A 16007-nucleotide genomic window follows, 5' to 3' on the forward strand; every position below is an offset into this window, starting at 1 on the left:
GCGCATATGAGTACACAGAAAACAGAAGGATTGGTTGATTTTGCTATACTTAGCATGAAGTATAAGACAAAACTCACCAAGAAATTCGAAAATCGTATTAAATATGAGGCGCCAAATCCAAACCACATATTGTCCTACATTCCAGGAACAATTTGTGAGGTGTTTGTGAAAGAAGGTCAATCATTGAAAGAAGGTGAATCACTTTTGATTCTGGAAGCCATGAAGATGCGTAACCAGATAACCATGCCACACGATGGGAAGGTTGTTTCAATAAAAGTGTCACAAGGTGATAGAATTCCGAAGAACCACTTAATGGTGGTGATAGAATAAGAGAAAGGGCTGCAATTTGCAGCCCTTTTACTTTATAGCTTTTTTATCCAGGTAAAACAGGATGGCGGCATATTCAAAGAAGGTTCTGTCTTAAACAATCCAAAGACACTGGAGCCGCTACCGCTCATGCAGGCATAACTGGCGCCAGCTTCGTAGAGTTCCATTTTTATTTTACCAATCTCTGGATATTTAGCAAAAACTGATTGCTCAAAGTCGTTTTTAATATGGTGTTTCCATTGTTCGACCGGGAGCTGAATTAACTCGGTTAACGAATGCGATGAAGGAGTTGGAGTGATACCTCTGTACGCATCCGGCGTGGAAACGTGAATAGGTGGCTTTATAAGAGCAATGTAATAATCGCTCAAATCCAGTTCTACGTCTTGTAGTATATTGCCAATTCCAGTGGCATACGAAGGTTTATTTTTGATGAAAAAGGCACAGTCTGCACCTAGCTGGGCAGCCAGTTCTTGTAACTCTTCTTCGGTTACGTCCAGCTCAAACTCTTTCTTTAGCAGGTTGAGCATAAAAGCCCCATCTGCCGAGCCGCCGCCCAGTCCGGCGCCAAAAGGAATCATCTTATGCAGATGAATATTAACAGGAGGAAGCTCATAGTTAGCCTTGAGCAACTCAAAGGCTTTAATACAAATATTCTCCTCTGGCTTAGCGTCAATGTCAATTCCTGACGAACTGAATAAGTATGGTTCTTTGCTTTCAGGATTATGCACCGTTTCAAGAGCATCAGTCAATGGTATTGGAAAGAAAATAGTTTCAAGGTTGTGGTAGCCATCAGGCCTTTTTTCAACCACATTAAGGCCTATATTTATTTTAGCGTTGGGATAGCAAATCATATTGTTGTTCTTTGATTGCAAAGTAACTATTTCTCTTTGTTTGAGAAAAAGTTAATAATCGAAATATTTTTGACGGTTAATTAAGGGCATTACTCAGCTTGTTACCCCTCTAAATACCCTGTAGCTAAGTAGTTTTGATCTGAAATCATATCATTGAATAATTGAATATTATATCATAATTCAGATCTAATGAAGGAAAATAAAAAGGAAATCACTTGTTGTTCTGAAGGACAGCAGGGTGATAAAAATGGAATTCAAAGGAGAGATTTTCTAAAAAAAGGATTGCTTGGATTGACTGCTCTTACGATTGTTCCGCGACATGTGTTAGGCGGACCAGGTTACACGGCTCCGAGTGATCAAATTACCAAGGCCATCATTGGAATGGGAGGTATTGGTTATGGTCATCACCTTACAAGGGAAGGCCGCTTGGTTGCTATTTGTGATGTTGATCAGAATCATCTAAAAAGGGCAATTGATAAAGTTGGTAAAGGTATACCAGCTTATACCGATTTCAGGGATTTGTTACAGCAAAAAGATGTTGATGTAGTTCATATTGCAACGCCTCCTCACTGGCATGGGATTATGTCGGTAATGGCAGCTGAAGCAGGTAAAGATATATGGTGTGAGAAACCCATGACCCGTACCATTGACGAGGGAATAAAAGTTGTTGAAGCTGTCAGGAAAAGTGGCAGTATGTTCCGCCTAAATACATGGTTTCGATTTAAAGATAATTTCTATGGATTAGGAACCACTGTTAAACCCCTTAAGAAGGCTATTGACAGTGGTGTATTAGGATGGCCGTTGAAAGTAACCATCAGTGGCGTTACCGGATATAACTGGAAGTTCTATTGGCAAGGTGAGCATAACCTGCCTCCACAACCAGTGCCGGAGACATTGGATTATAATATGTGGTTAGGACCAGCTCCGGCTAAACCCTATAATTCTCGCCGGGTACATACTAAGTTCCGCGGTTATTGGGATTATGATGGTGGAGGTCTGGGTGATATGGGCCAGCATTATATTGATCCGGTGCAATACATTCTGGGTAAAGATGACACCAGTCCGGTTAAGGTAGAGGTGGATGCTCCCCAGCAACACCCGGATGCAGTAGGTACCTGGCGAAAAATTACCTATACCTATGCTGATGGTTGCCAGATAATTCTGGATGGCGAAAACAAAGATCAGGATGCTGCATACATTGAAGGACCCAAAGGTAAGATATACAAAGGTTTTCGCTCAACCATTCCAAATTTGAAAGGTATCATTGATTCCATGCCTGATCCGGAGCCACAGATTACATCGTTCCATGAGTCGGTGCGCTCACGTAAAAAGTTCGCACTTAACGAAGAAAACGGTCATCGCTCTTGTACTATTGTAAACATGGGAATAGTGGCATTACGACTTGGACGCACTTTACACTTTGATCCGGTAAAGCAGGAGTTCATTAATGACGATGGAGCAAATCGTCTGTTGAATCAACCTATGCGTGGCAATTGGAGCATCTAATCAACCTTAAACAATGAATTTTATGTACTTAAATAAAAGAATACTTAATCTTTTGTTGATGTTATTGGTGATAACATCAGCGCAATCTCAAATAAATCGAACTGTTGATACCAAGGTGGCCGACCTGCTGGTGCAGATGCCAGTCAATAATATGGCTTATCGCGATAAGCTAATGAAAGACATGTTGCAGTTGGGACCTGATGTTCGTGAGTTAATTTGTCAGCAAATAGTGGAACCGGGCACAGGTGATGATACCAAAGCACGCTTCTCTGTTGAGAGTTACTCTAAATATATCAGCCAATCATTGGAGATGAATGCAGCCAAAGAATGGGAACGTCAGTTATTGAAAATGATTGAGGAGTCAACAAGCAACGAGGTGAAAGCCTTTTTTATTCGTCAACTGGAATTTGTCGGTTCTTCGGCCTGTATACATGCTCTAAGTAGCTATTTAAGTGATGATGTGCTGAGGGAGCCAGCCATTAAAAGCATGCTATTATCCGATGCTTCTAGGTCGGCACAGTTCTTTTCCGAGTCCTTAAAAAATGCAGGAAACTCCGCTCAAAAAAGTTTGGTTAAAGCCCTGGGGCAATGTAATGATGCTGGCTATGCCAGTCAATTGGCAGGTTTATACCCGCAAGCAACAACCGAGCTTAAAACAGATATATTACGTGCTTTGGCAAGCATGCCGTGCGAAACTTCAGAAGAATTGATAATGCTGGAAGCGAAAGCAGCAAACTACAATCCTTCAGCGGACCAGGCGGTTTTTGCATTGCTGGACTATGTTGAGCAAATAGCATCAACAGACCCTAAAAAAGCTATGCAGATAGCAACAAAAATTAATAAAAAAACATCGGCCGTGCAGGTTAAAACCGGTGCGTTGATGCTGATGTGTGAGCTGAGCGATATGGCTCAAACGAATGCTCTTCTCCTAGGTGCATTAAAGAGTAAGGATAAGGTTTATCGGGGAGCAGCCATTGAAGAAGCTATTCGACAGAAGACACCTTTGGAACCATGGGTGAAGCAAATGCAACGCAGTAAATCACCGGAAGTGCAAAAAGAAATTCTCTACCTGATATCGCAGACTGGAAAGGCAACTGATGCTCCATCTGTTGAGGTATTAGTCAACTCAAAGGATGCCGGTGTTCGTCAGGAGGCACTCATTTGCTATGCAACTCTGAATGGGGAAGAAGGTATTAATGTAATTCTTGATTTTCTGGCCAACCATACGGCTAAGGATGATGTGGAGGTAGCCAGGCAGGCGCTGTTATTAAGTGTTAGTAAAAACAATATTGAGCAGACTTTAACTATTTTTAATCAGGTTCCGGCAGCGGGACAAGCTGTGTTAATCGACATTTGGGGTGCCAAACAGTATAAAGGTGCATTTGATAAGATGATGGATATAGTCAAAGATGGAGGTGAGCAAAGTAGTGTGGCATTACAAAACCTGGCGTCAGTTTCGGGAGAAAAGGATCTGGAAGCTTTATTAGCATTATTTCAAGGCGTAAAAGCATCTGAGGATTGTGAGCTAATTGCTAAAGCCATTGTTGCTGCTTATGAGCAAACGAAAGAGAAAGAGGTGGCAAAGAATAAGATATTTGAGGCGGCTAAGTCTGATGAGTTTAATAAGTTTATTCCGGTATACAGTGCGATAGGTGGCCAGGAAGCTGTTCAACTGGTGTATGAGGCTTATCAAAATGAGCACTCACCAGCAGCACTGGAAGCTTTGGTGCACTGGAGCGGAACAGCTGCATTGCCTGCTTTGTATTCCATTGTCGAAGGAGCGTCATCTGACAACACTTACAAAAAGGCATTCAGTGGCTATGTCAACAAAGTTACGTCATCGCAATTGCCCAATGATCAAAAGCTGCTGTTAATGCGCAAGGTAATGCCGCTGGCAAAAGGGAATGCAGAGAAAAAGGAGGTACTGAATGCCTTGTCTTCGGTTAAGACCTATCTGACATTTATCTACTTGTCAACTTATCTGGATGATAGTGCCTTGAAAAATGATGCAGCCAATGCGTTGGTGAAAGTGGCTATGCATGATGCAGGCAAGCGAAATGGCTTGGATGGTGACATCATCAGGGATGGTTTAATGAAAGCCCTTCCGCTGATAACAGGTCCTGATAGCCAGTATTTAAAAATTGATATTGAGACTTATCTGGCTTCTATGACGAATGATAAGGGCTATGTGTCAATGTTTAACGGGACAGACCTATGTGGCTGGCAAGGGTTTGTTGACAATCCGATTAAGCTTAAGAAGTTATCATCCTATAAACATAGTCAGTTACAAAAGGAAGCCGATAAAAAAATGGCTGAGAACTGGTCGGTTAAGAATGGGCATATCGTGTTTAATGGTAAAGGCCATAATTTGTGTTCGGTGAAAGAATATAGTGACTTTGAAATGATAGTTGATTGGCGAATAACGAAGCATGGCGACAGTGGTATTTATCTGCGAGGAACGCCTCAGGTGCAGGTATGGGATACTTCACGGGTTGATGTTGGGGCACAGGTTGGCTCTGGTGGACTGTACAATAACCAGAAACATGAAAGCAAGCCATTATTAGTGGCAGATAATCCAATTGGTGAATGGAATACCTTTAGGATTCGCATGGTTGGCGAACGCGTAACGGTTTACCTGAATGGATATTTGGTAGTTGATAACGTGGTGATGGAAAATTACTGGGATCGTTCAATACCAATTTTTGCCTCCGGTCCAATTGAGTTGCAGGCTCATGGTACTGACCTGGCGTTTCGGGATGTGTATATTAAGGAGCTGGATGTAGCCGGTTTTAACCTGACTGATGAAGAAAAGGCTGATGGCTTTGTAGCCTTATTCAATGGTACCGACCTGAATGGATGGGTTGGTAATAAAACGGATTACCTGGTTGAGAATAGCGAGATTGTAATAAAACCAAAGAATGGGGGACATGGTAATTTATACACCGAAAAGGAATATGCTGATTTTATTTACCGCTTTGAATTTAAGTTAACCCCTGGGGCCAATAATGGATTGGGTATCAGGGCGCCACTGGAAGGAGATGCAGCCTATGTGGGTATGGAGTTGCAGATTCTGGATAACACGGCTCCTGTCTATGCCAAGCTGCAGCCTTACCAGTATCATGGTTCGGTTTATGGTGTTATAGCTGCCAAAAGAGGTTACTTAAAGCCTGTTGGAGAATGGAATACCGAAGAAGTGATTGTAAAAGGAAACAAAGTAAAAGTAATATTGAACGGTGAAGTAATTGTGGATGGTGATATTGCTGAAGCATCGGCCAATGGTACTTTGGATGGGAAAGATCATCCGGGACTTAAGCGTACAAAAGGGTATATTGGCTTTTTAGGCCATGGTTCTGAGGTCTTTTTTAGAAATATTAGAATTAAGGAGTTGTAGGATTAAATTAAAATGTGAAAGCTTCGCAGATGATAATTTCTGCGAGGCTTTTTAATATTATTCAGAAGTCTAAATGACTTTATCACCATCCCATTTTTTGACTTTTTCTTCGCGGTAGGCTAAAGTGGCCATCTGTGCTGTAATGCCTTCTTCAAATGCGCGATCAATATTGCAACTGGTTGTTGAACCCGTTCTAATGGCATGTAACCATTCAGCTAAATGCAGGTGGGTAGTATCCATCATCTTACCATTATGTGTTGTGTACAATAATCCTCGTGAGGCAAAATATTTTTCAGTTGCCGAACTAATACCATCCAGTTTTAACGATTCAGCGTTGTTTAAGCAGATGGAGCTGTTGGGCTGTACCTGATTATCTTTTAGATATTTTTGATAGAGCCTGGAGCCCGGATCGACGTTTAAATTAATTTTTCCACCTATTTCAAGTGATGCATCGGTTCCCATAATCAGGCGTGGGCGGTTGGCGCTGTTAGCCTGCGATGCTGAGTACATCAGCGACATGCTCTTACTTGGATATTCCATCATGACCTGAAAAACGTCAGGTACTTCACGGTTGTCTTTCCAATGGTAGATACCTCCCGAAGCAGTTACTTTTTCGGGTATGCCCATTCCAAGTATTTGGTTAATACAGTCAAACTCGTGTGTTAGTAAGTCGCCGGCAAGACCGGTGCTGTATTCCCAAAACAAACGCCATCTGAAAAAGTGTTCTTTATTGAAAGGTATATTTCCATTGCGTAGAAATTGTTTCCAGTCCACATTTTGCTCGTTGGCTGATTCAGGAATATTGTAAAGCCACGCACCATTCTCTGAGTTACGGTTGGTTGAAGTTTCAACCAGATTAACCTTTCCAAGCAGGCCGGCATCTACAATTTGTTTAGAACGGATGTAATTTTCCGTTTGCCTGTTTTGATGTCCCAATTGAAAGGTAATTCTGTTGTTAACCACCGCATCCCTTACCTTAAAAACATCTTCCAGATTATGCGTGAGGGCTTTTTCGCAATAAACATGCTTACCGGCTTTGGCGGCTTCAATTGTAATGGGGGCATGCCATTGGTCACTTGTTGCAATCACAACGGCATCTACAGTATTGTCAGCAATCAATTGCTTATATGATGCATAGGTTTTAACAGCTGGCCTATTGAATTTTTGGGTGCCATCCCTGTCAATGTTGGCCGCTGCCAATGCTGCTTTTTCGGCGCGTGGTTGGTAAAGATCGCAAATGGCAACAATTTCAACATTAAGATCAGGTTGTTCATTAAAAAGCTGTTGCTGTTTCTCATTCATCTGATCAATGCTTTCAGGTGGCAAAAAGCCTAAAGCTTTCATTAAATAGCTGCCTCTGCTGCCTGTTCCAATAATTCCGATTCTTAGTTTTTTACCATCGTTAGAATACGGTGTTTGTTGTGCCGGTAATGGTAGTTTCTTTTCTAGAAAATGAATAAATGGATTGTCATTTATATCAGGAGTATGTTTTAATTTATCTAAGAGCAGATAACCATAAGCTCCTAAAAAAGGAACTCCTACCAGCCCTTTAAGTAAATCTCGTCTCTTCATGATTTGAATATTTTTAGGTCAAATAGAACTCGTAAATCGATTTTTAACTGAGCAATTAGAATCCGATTTATAGGTTCGTTTCAGCTTGAATTGGATTAAGCATTAGGTTTGAAACGGAATCGATCGAGACCAAATTCCTTAGCAATGTTAAAGTGGAATAGCACCAGTAAAGCACAGGCTGTAATCAAATTTTTATCTACTAACAGGTAATTACCTTCGGCATAACTATTGATTGATTCGCCCCAAGGTGGGTAAGCAAAGTAAAATAATGCCAGAATAATGATGCCTGCGATTGTAAAAAAACGTTCGTATAAACCAATAAATAGAGCCAGTCCAATGAGCAATAGAGAACCGATTAAACTGTAATTGGTGAATTGCAGAATAGATTCGTTGGAGGCCATCCAATGATAAAAGGATTGTAGTGGTCCATTAGCCTGCAGGAGATACATTTTTGCTGTCCATCCCTCAGTGATAACTTTGTTTAAGCCCTCATGAAAAAATAACCAGCCAATAGCTATTCTTAATAAGGTTAAAGCAATTTTCTCTGATTTGTTATTCCTCATCTCAATAATATTAAATATTGACTAAGATGAGGTTTGAAGGATAAAAGGAAGGAGTAATGAATAGGGTAATTCCTTAATTAAGTGAGCAGTTTATCCATTTTTCGGTTAAATACTTCCCCATATAAAGTTTCATAATCGTAGCAGAATTTTTGGTAAGTTTCAAGTGCCCGCCCATGGTGCCCGATGCTATAAAGCCAATTAATTTCAAGCGATAAGGCAGTTTCACTTAAGGGATCGTACTTCCTGATGGCGGCAGTAATTATTGGAATAATTCGATGGGAGTTTTTAGCTATTTCAATAATATCAGGATCCGTTAAAAGTAGAATGATTTCATTTTCAATTTCATTTTTAAAGGTGTCGATTAACTCATTTCGGGTTTGTGATAGAAAATTACCATCAAGCAAAGTGTTAAGAAACATCTGAAGGTTGTCGATGTTACGTTCTTTGTTCAGTTGTTGTTTAACCTTTTCGTAGGTGACTAAATCGCATGTATAAGAAGCAGGTAGCTCTAAAATCCATTTTTTATTGGATGAGTAGGTGATTTGTATACCTGTTGAATCATTTAATAACTTCCTTAATCGCTGCATGTAGGTACTCCTGTTGTTCTTTGCCCTGTCTTTAGAAATGCCGGGCCAGAGGTCTTCTGATAGCTGTCTGGATGAAACACCTTCTTTGTTGTTTCGATAGGTGTGCCACAGGAGATATATCAGCAATTGTTTTTCCTTTGGCGATAATTCCGTAGCCAGGTTATGACCATCGCTGGTGATGATCCGAAGTTCACCGAATGTTAATATGCAAGAACTTACCTGACGAGTCTGCTCAGTATTAATTGCCGGGGAGTTTGTCGTTTTGTTGACTTTATCAGGTTGAGTTATTGATTTTGGCGATCGCAGTTTTATCCACCAAATAGTTAATGCCAGAGCTGCTAAAGCAAGTGCCATTAGAACAGTAATTAAACGATAGTTTTTATGGCTGCTTTCAAGTTGGCTAAGTTGAATGATTTCATTGTCAGACAGTGCCCGGTTCCAGATAATTAAATCGTCCATAAATCCCTGGTAGTATTCACCCCAGATGTTTGTACCAATCAAAAGGGCATGGTCTGTATTGTCTATCTCTCCTATTTTTGATATTCCAATCATTTCCCCGTCTTGAAAAAATGTGAGCTGGTTGTTAGGTTCGTTAACAATTGCCAGGTGATGCCATGTATTCGGTTCAATTGGGTAGTCTTTAAAGTTGATGTCTGAAACATCGGTATGTGTAAAGGTTAACCAACTGTTTCTAATCTTCATTGAAAAAATATTTGCCAAACCAACCAGACTATGATCCTGCTCCATCTTTTCTGGTTTCACCCAGATGCTAATGGTAATCGGCTTTTTAAAATCAATGTTTAAATGGGAGCCGCAATCGATATAATCTCCTTGACCATCAAAATAAAACACCTTGCCTCGCTCATCGTCTTTTTGCAACATGGTATTTGACGATGCATATATGTTATCAACATGATTAGCACCTGGCGCCTCAGAATTATCAAAGTTAAATTGTATTACTTGCTTGTGATTAAGTGGCAAAGGAATAGCAGTTATAGGTACTTCAACCATTTCATGTTCCGCTGTAAATCTGAAGATATCCGGAGAGAATCTGTAGCCTTTTGCTTTGGGTGTAATTTCGAATTTGTACTGCTGCTCCGGTGCAATGGGGAAGCATACTCGACCACCACTTATAAAGCCTGGTTTCTCACTGATTTTTACCGGCGCAAACACCTTGTTATCCAAAGTGAATTTAACCGTTCGAAAGGCCGTTTGATTAATGATATTGGTGATGCTTATGCCTTGTTCCGCTTCATACCTTTTACAAACAATAAAATGCGGTCGTTTACCCGTATTATCCCATAGCTTTAACAGGTTAATAACCGGTTGGCTATACTCAGTATTTAGACTTTTAACCCAAGTGTTTATCGGTCCATTAATAATTGTATCTGAAGAATCAAGGTTTATTTTTGTTAGTAAGAAGTCATTGGCTCTTTCATGGATTGAAATACTATCACCACTGTTAGTTATATAGTCGTTGAAATCAAAACTATAAAGAGTTGTTCCTTTTGAGAAAGAAATGAGAGTGTTTGAATCTAAGATACAGGAGTATAGTTGTGTACCCAGTCTTTGTTTAGTTTCAACAAGTAACTTGTCAAGAGTACTTTGTTCAATGGCTTTATTCCATACAGAATCACTATGATGTTGATTGATTATGATGAAACGTGAATTTGGGGCTTGAGTAAGTTTGCTTGATAGTGTTTTAAAAACGCTTACTAAACAGTTATAATCAGTACATGTCGGAATAAAAGTGTCGATTCCTTTTTCAATGCCAGATGTTACCTCCAATTCAGATTCAACTTCAAGTACAACTCTACTATGACATCCCAACATTTTTTTATCTAATGGAGATTGTGCATATAGACAGGTGGAAAAAAGAAGACTTAATACGAGCTGTAGATAGCGAATTTCTGGGTTCATAGATAATTAGTGTTGTAAGGCAAATATAAGTTTTTAAAGAGTAAATGGATTCTGCTTGGGCAATAATCGTGGATTAAAATAAATGTAAACAGACATAACTTTGAGTGCTTTTTGTATCTTTGCCTCTCCGAATTTTTCCAAGTTAGATATATGGCAGATAATAGATATTCAAATCGCAAAAAGCCTGTTGCGGGCTTAGAAATGGGTAAACTACCACCTCAGGTGACTGAACTGGAGGAAGCGGTTTTGGGTGCTTTATTGCTGGAAAAAGAGGCTTTCCTAAATGTGTCGGAACTACTGAAGCCAGAGCATTTTTATAAGGAAGCCCATCAGCATATCTATAAAGCCATTATGGATTTGGAGGCGCATGAGCAGCCGGTTGATATGCTAACGGTTACCCAGCAGCTCAAGAAAATGGGTAAGCTGGAGGAGTGCGGAGGTGCTTTTTACATCACTCAATTGACCAGTAAAGTGGCATCGGCTGCCCACATCGAATACCATGCGCGTATCATTTGGCAAAAATATTTGCAGCGTCAGATGATTCACATCTCAAGCGATTTGCAAAGTAAAGCCTACGACGATGGTATTGATGTAAATGACTTGCTGGAAGAGGCAGAAAGTACCTTTTTTATGCTTTCGCAAGGAAGCATGAAGCGTGATGCTACGCAGATTAATCCGGTTATTCAGGATGCAATTGATCGTATTAAGGCCGCATCTGAGCGTTCGGATGGTTTAAGTGGTGTGGCATCAGGATTTACGGCTTTGGACCGTATTACGTCTGGATGGCAGGGCTCGGCTTTGATTATTATTGCGGCACGTCCGGCGATGGGTAAAACAGCTTTTGTGCTGTCCATGACTCGCCAGATGTCGTTGAACCATAAGATTCCGGTGGCCATCTTCTCGCTGGAGATGTCTAATGTCGAATTGGTGAACCGATTGATTGTATCGGAAACAGAGCTCTCTGCCGATAAAATCAAGAAAGGTAATCTGGCTCCATACGAATGGGAACAGCTTGACCATAAAATACAGAACCTGATTGATGCTCCTATTTTTGTGGATGACACGGCCGGCTTATCGGTGTTTGAGTTACGTGCCAAGTGTCGTCGACTAAAAAAGCAGCACGATATACAATGTGTGATTATTGACTACCTGCAGCTGATGAATGCCAGCGGTATGAATCCTGGCTCTCGTCAGGAAGAGGTGAGTTTGATATCACGTAACCTCAAAGGTTTGGCCAAAGAACTGGATGTGCCAATTATTGCCCTGTCACAGCTTAACCGTGGTGTGGAAGGTCGTGCAGGAGCCGAAGGAAAGCGTCCGCAGCTGTCAGACCTGCGTGAATCAGGTGCGATTGAGCAGGATGCCGATATGGTGTGTTTTATTCACCGTCCTGAATATTATCGTATTACTGAGGATGAACAGGGAAACTCATTAATTGGTATGGCCGAAATCATTATAGCCAAACACCGTGCAGGGCCAACAGCTGATGTACGCTTACGATTCCGCGCCGAACTGGCACGTTTCCAGGATGTGGAAGATGCTGAGTTTGATGATAGCGGTTTTGGTCAGAGTGCACCATCTCAAACATTTGGTTCTAAAATGAACCAAAATGCTGAGTCAGATGCTGTATCGCAATCGGGTGGGCAACAATTGCCCGAGTTTCCTGATGGCCCGGGCTTTAATAGTGATGTGCCTTTTTAATGTGTAGTTGAACTATTGCTTCTGATATCAATTAATATAAATCTTCACGGATTATATTATTATTGCGTTGCTCACGCAGATAGGCTCTGGCCTCCTGTTCACTCATGCCTTTGGCATTCATGTATATATGTACCAGTGTTTGCTTCACCTGGTCACCCATCTTATTGTGCCCGCAAAGATAAATCATAGCGCCATCATCCAGCCATTCCAGCAGGCGATCCTGATAATCGATTAGGCGTTGTTGTACATACTCTTTCTGCTCCTGATCACGTGAGAATGCTGTATTGATAAAGGCCAGGGTATTATTCTTGTAGTAATCAATCAGCTCATCTTCGTACAAAAAGTCAGTGGTTTGGTGTTTATCGCCCCAAATGAGCCAGGCTTTATTTTTGATGCCTTGAGCCTTTAAATCCTGCAGGAATGCTCTGTAAGGAGCAATGCCGGTTCCAACACCAATCATAATAAGCGGTGTTGCCGGGTCGTCTGGTAAGTGAAAGGAGGGATTGGCAACCAGCCTGAAATGAATTTCGGCTCCTTCTTCTAAGCTTTCATTAACATAGGTTGAGCCAGCGCCTTCATATTCCCGTTCTTTTTGCTGAAACCGAATGGTTTTTACTGTCAGGTCAATTTGATCGGCCTTAGCTTTAGCACCTGATGCAATTGAATAGTAGCGCGAGTGCAGTGGTTGCAAAATACTAATAAACTCATCTGCATCCATTTGGCACGGATAGTCTTTAATTAAGTCCAGCACATCAGATGATACCAGGTAATCTCGTAGTGCTTCTTTATCATTGTAAAGTCTTTTCAGACTTTCATTGATGTTAATTTTCATGTATCGCCTGATGACAGGACGTGTTAACTTAGTAATCTCAAACTGGTGCAGTAAAGCGTATTCAAGTGTATGGCTATTGGAAATCAACTGCTGTGACTGATTCAGGTTAAGTGTATCAATAATCTGATCAACCAGTTTTATCGGGTTACTTGGGATGATTTCTATGCAATCACCCGCTGCATAATCTACCTTATTTGTGGTGTTATCCAGTTCGATATGATATACAGCTTGTGGGGTTTCTCCTTTTGTGAGCTGTTGTCGTTTGGTTAATGTTGTTGAAATAAAGTCTGGCTCAGTAATCTCAGGTTCAGCTATGGGTGCCTCCTTCTTAACACCGGTAATGGTATCGTAACTATTCTGAATCCATTGAAGTGCTGGTTTTTTAAAGTCTAAATCACAATCGACGCGACTCATGATGGCTTGTGCTCCTAGTTTTTGAAGTTGTTTTTCAATGGTTTTGCCAGCGCCACAAAAATTGTCGTAGCTTGAATCTCCCAGGGCACAAACCGCATATTGCAAATTGGGTAACATGGGCATTTCTTCATGTTGCAAAAGGGCAAAAAACTTACGTGCATTCGGTGGAAGTTCGCCTTCTCCATCAGTACTGACCACCACTAAAAGTTTGTGCTCTGCGGGTAAGCGCCCCACATCATATTTCTCCATGTTATAGCATTCGCTCTCAATGCCACACTGATGGTAATATTTGTGGGCTTGTTGGGCAACCAGCTGAGCATTACCCGTTTTGGTGCCATATAAGATAGTGATGGGCGGACATTTAATGTCAGCCTTAATATTGAGGTTAAGTGGTTTATCTTTCTTTTTAATCAAAGCGCTGAAAAATCCCATATATGATGCGTGTTTTATTATTAAAAAAAAGAAGGCTTCGGTAAAGTGAGCCTTCTTAATATTAACAAATATTGGGATGAAAATGTTTGCCTATCGGGCCAGCCACTGCTTGAATTTACTGGCTTTATCGCTTGAGACGATGACCTCAGTATTGGCAGCTGGTTTAAGCTCCAGTTTCAGCTTACTTTTTGAGTAAAGGTGTGCCTCCACAATAGCCAAAACGCTGACAATGAATTTACGATTGGCCCGAAAGAATTGTCTGGGATTTAACTCCTCACTCAGTTGTTCAAGTGTTTGGTTAATATCATAGATGCGGCCTTCGTGCGTGCATATAAAAACCCCGCGGTTTTCTGCATAGATGTAGGCCACGTCATTAATTGGAACCGGTTTTAACTTACCTCTGTAATGCACCAGAAAGCGTTCGCGGTATTCGGGCTGTACCTGTTGTTGAGCAATCATCTTGCCCAATAGTTGATAATCAATTGATTGTTCTCTGGGTGATTGTGTATTGAGGCGGTATTTATCAAGAACGGCTTTTAATTTATCGCTGCCAAATGGTTTCAGCAGGTAGCCAATGCTGTTGTGGTTAAATGCCTGGATGGCATATTGATCGTAAGCAGTGGTGAAAATAACCGGTGTCTCAATGTTTAATTGCTCAAAAAGCTGGAAGCTGTTGCCGTCGGCCAGATGGATGTCCAAAAAAATGAGGTCGACCGAATTATTGCTTAAAAACGCAATGGTAGATTGCACCGAATCAGTTATCTCACACACCTTTAAATCAGGCGCAACCAATTCGAGCATACTTTTGAGTTTGCGTGCCGATGGCATTTCGTCTTCTACAATCAATACATTAGTCATGGCTCGGGGGTATAAGTGGGATTAATGATATGTAATGATTATCCTGACTGTAAAACAGCGGTTTTTCGCAATTTAGCAATTTAAACTTTTCAATGAGGTTGGCCTGGCCTGTTTGTGTTGATACAAACTTATCCGTTTTAAGCTGCAGGTTGTTCTTGATGATAAGTTTGCCATCTGTTGTTTCAATGGTGATGGTTAACGGATGTTGCTGTGATACCACATTGTGCTTTAAGACGTTTTCAACAACCACCTGCAATGAAAGGGGGGGGATGAGGTAGTTAGCAAGTTCTCGTTCGATGTTGCAATTATAATCGAACCGATCCTCGTATCGATACTTATACAGGTTGAGGTAGGTTTTAATAAATTCCATTTCCTCTTCCACGGTCACCAGGTCTTGCTTGTTAATAGAAAGCACATAACGGTATATGGCAGCAAAGTCCTGAATAAACTTATCGGCTTTCTCGGTGCTCTCGTATATCAGCGAAGACAGAACACTAAGGTTATTAAATAGAAAATGGTGATCCAATTGCTCTTTCAGGGCTGTGTATTTGGTGTTGATTTGCTCCTTCTCGAGTTGCGTTATTTTCAGCTCCAGTTGGTTGCGTTCCTCTGTAGCCACTATCATTTCAACCACAACCATTAATAAGGCACTAACCATTAGTGGCATAATGAAAATAATGATGCGGAATTGTTCTTCATTTTGATGTTCGGGCATCCAACCGGCATTAATGGCAAAATTAATCGTCCCAATGATAATGGTTGGGATAATAATGGTTATGCCAAAGTCGATAATGGAGCGAACAAGCCAGTTGCGCTTCCATGGGTAGCTGACATTCAGCTTGCGAACCAGGTAATTGTATAAAAACACAAGGCCCAAGGCTTCGAGGAAGCCAATGGCCATTCTTTCGAGTGGCATATGGCTTATTTCCTCAATGGTTCGGTACTGAAATACAACAGTAAGTGCCATTGCAATCAGTATGATGCCAAATAAAATAAATGGCGTCAGCAAGAGCTTTAGTCGCTTGTTTCTGAAAATAATATTGTTAGTCATTA

At 41.0% G+C, this 16007-nt stretch carries 11 protein-coding genes; 4 read left to right on the forward strand and 7 right to left on the reverse strand.

Annotation, left to right across the window (positions count from 1 at the left end; translation table 11 throughout):
* The first annotated feature begins 6 nt into the window (after nt 1-6).
* On the forward strand, nt 7-330 hold the full coding sequence (locus KDU71_RS10580; protein WP_212190620.1) for a biotin/lipoyl-containing protein: 324 nt from the start codon (nt 7-9) through the stop codon (nt 328-330).
* A gap of 32 nt (nt 331-362) precedes the next feature.
* Here KDU71_RS10580 and ispE read toward each other — a convergent pair whose 3' ends face one another.
* On the reverse strand, nt 363-1178 hold the full coding sequence (gene ispE, locus KDU71_RS10585) for a 4-(cytidine 5'-diphospho)-2-C-methyl-D-erythritol kinase (protein ID WP_212190622.1): 816 nt from the start codon (nt 1176-1178) through the stop codon (nt 363-365).
* A gap of 189 nt (nt 1179-1367) precedes the next feature.
* On the opposite strand from ispE, the gene KDU71_RS10590 reads away from it, so the two are divergent.
* The gene (locus tag KDU71_RS10590; protein WP_212190624.1) at nt 1368-2684 is read left to right on the forward strand and encodes a Gfo/Idh/MocA family oxidoreductase; all 1317 of its coding nucleotides are present in this window, start codon (nt 1368-1370) and stop codon (nt 2682-2684) included.
* Between the two features lie 58 nt (nt 2685-2742).
* The gene (locus tag KDU71_RS23020; RefSeq protein ID WP_244828376.1) at nt 2743-6075 is read left to right on the forward strand and encodes a DUF1080 domain-containing protein; all 3333 of its coding nucleotides are present in this window, start codon (nt 2743-2745) and stop codon (nt 6073-6075) included.
* 69 nt (nt 6076-6144) lie between these two features.
* Here the strand turns inward: KDU71_RS23020 and KDU71_RS10600 are convergent, their stop codons facing one another.
* The 3 genes from KDU71_RS10600 to KDU71_RS10610 form a co-directional block, all read right to left on the reverse strand.
* Nucleotides 6145-7647 (reverse strand): Gfo/Idh/MocA family protein, encoded by a 1503-nt coding sequence (locus KDU71_RS10600; RefSeq protein WP_212190625.1) that lies wholly within the window; start codon nt 7645-7647, stop codon nt 6145-6147.
* A gap of 95 nt (nt 7648-7742) precedes the next feature.
* Complete coding sequence (locus KDU71_RS10605; protein ID WP_244828378.1) at nt 7743-8210, reverse strand: DoxX family membrane protein; 468 nt, start codon at nt 8208-8210, stop codon at nt 7743-7745.
* 77 nt (nt 8211-8287) lie between these two features.
* Nucleotides 8288-10717, reverse strand: coding sequence for a LamG-like jellyroll fold domain-containing protein (locus KDU71_RS10610; protein WP_212190627.1), 2430 nt, complete (start codon nt 10715-10717; stop codon nt 8288-8290).
* A 150-nt stretch (nt 10718-10867) separates the two neighbouring features.
* Here KDU71_RS10610 and dnaB point away from each other — a divergent pair, with 150 nt between their 5' ends.
* Nucleotides 10868-12418 carry a replicative DNA helicase gene (gene dnaB, locus KDU71_RS10615; RefSeq protein WP_212190629.1) on the forward strand — a complete coding sequence of 517 codons (1551 nt, stop codon included), beginning with the start codon at nt 10868-10870 and terminating at the stop codon, nt 12416-12418.
* A 31-nt stretch (nt 12419-12449) separates the two neighbouring features.
* On the opposite strand, the gene KDU71_RS10620 is transcribed toward dnaB, so the two are convergent.
* From KDU71_RS10620 to KDU71_RS10630, 3 genes are all read right to left on the reverse strand, one after another.
* The gene (locus KDU71_RS10620; RefSeq protein WP_212190631.1) at nt 12450-14096 is read right to left on the reverse strand and encodes a diflavin oxidoreductase; all 1647 of its coding nucleotides are present in this window, start codon (nt 14094-14096) and stop codon (nt 12450-12452) included.
* A gap of 90 nt (nt 14097-14186) precedes the next feature.
* On the reverse strand, nt 14187-14954 hold the full coding sequence (locus tag KDU71_RS10625; RefSeq protein ID WP_212190633.1) for a LytR/AlgR family response regulator transcription factor: 768 nt from the start codon (nt 14952-14954) through the stop codon (nt 14187-14189).
* Nucleotides 14947-16005: a sensor histidine kinase gene (locus KDU71_RS10630; RefSeq protein WP_212190635.1), complete on the reverse strand. Its 1059-nt coding sequence runs from the start codon at nt 16003-16005 to the stop codon at nt 14947-14949. The genes KDU71_RS10625 and KDU71_RS10630 overlap by 8 nt, the downstream gene beginning before the upstream one ends.
* Between the last annotated feature and the right edge of the window lie 2 nt (nt 16006-16007).

Source organism: Carboxylicivirga sediminis (assembly GCF_018156225.1).
Classification (GTDB): domain Bacteria; phylum Bacteroidota; class Bacteroidia; order Bacteroidales; family Marinilabiliaceae; genus Carboxylicivirga; species Carboxylicivirga sediminis.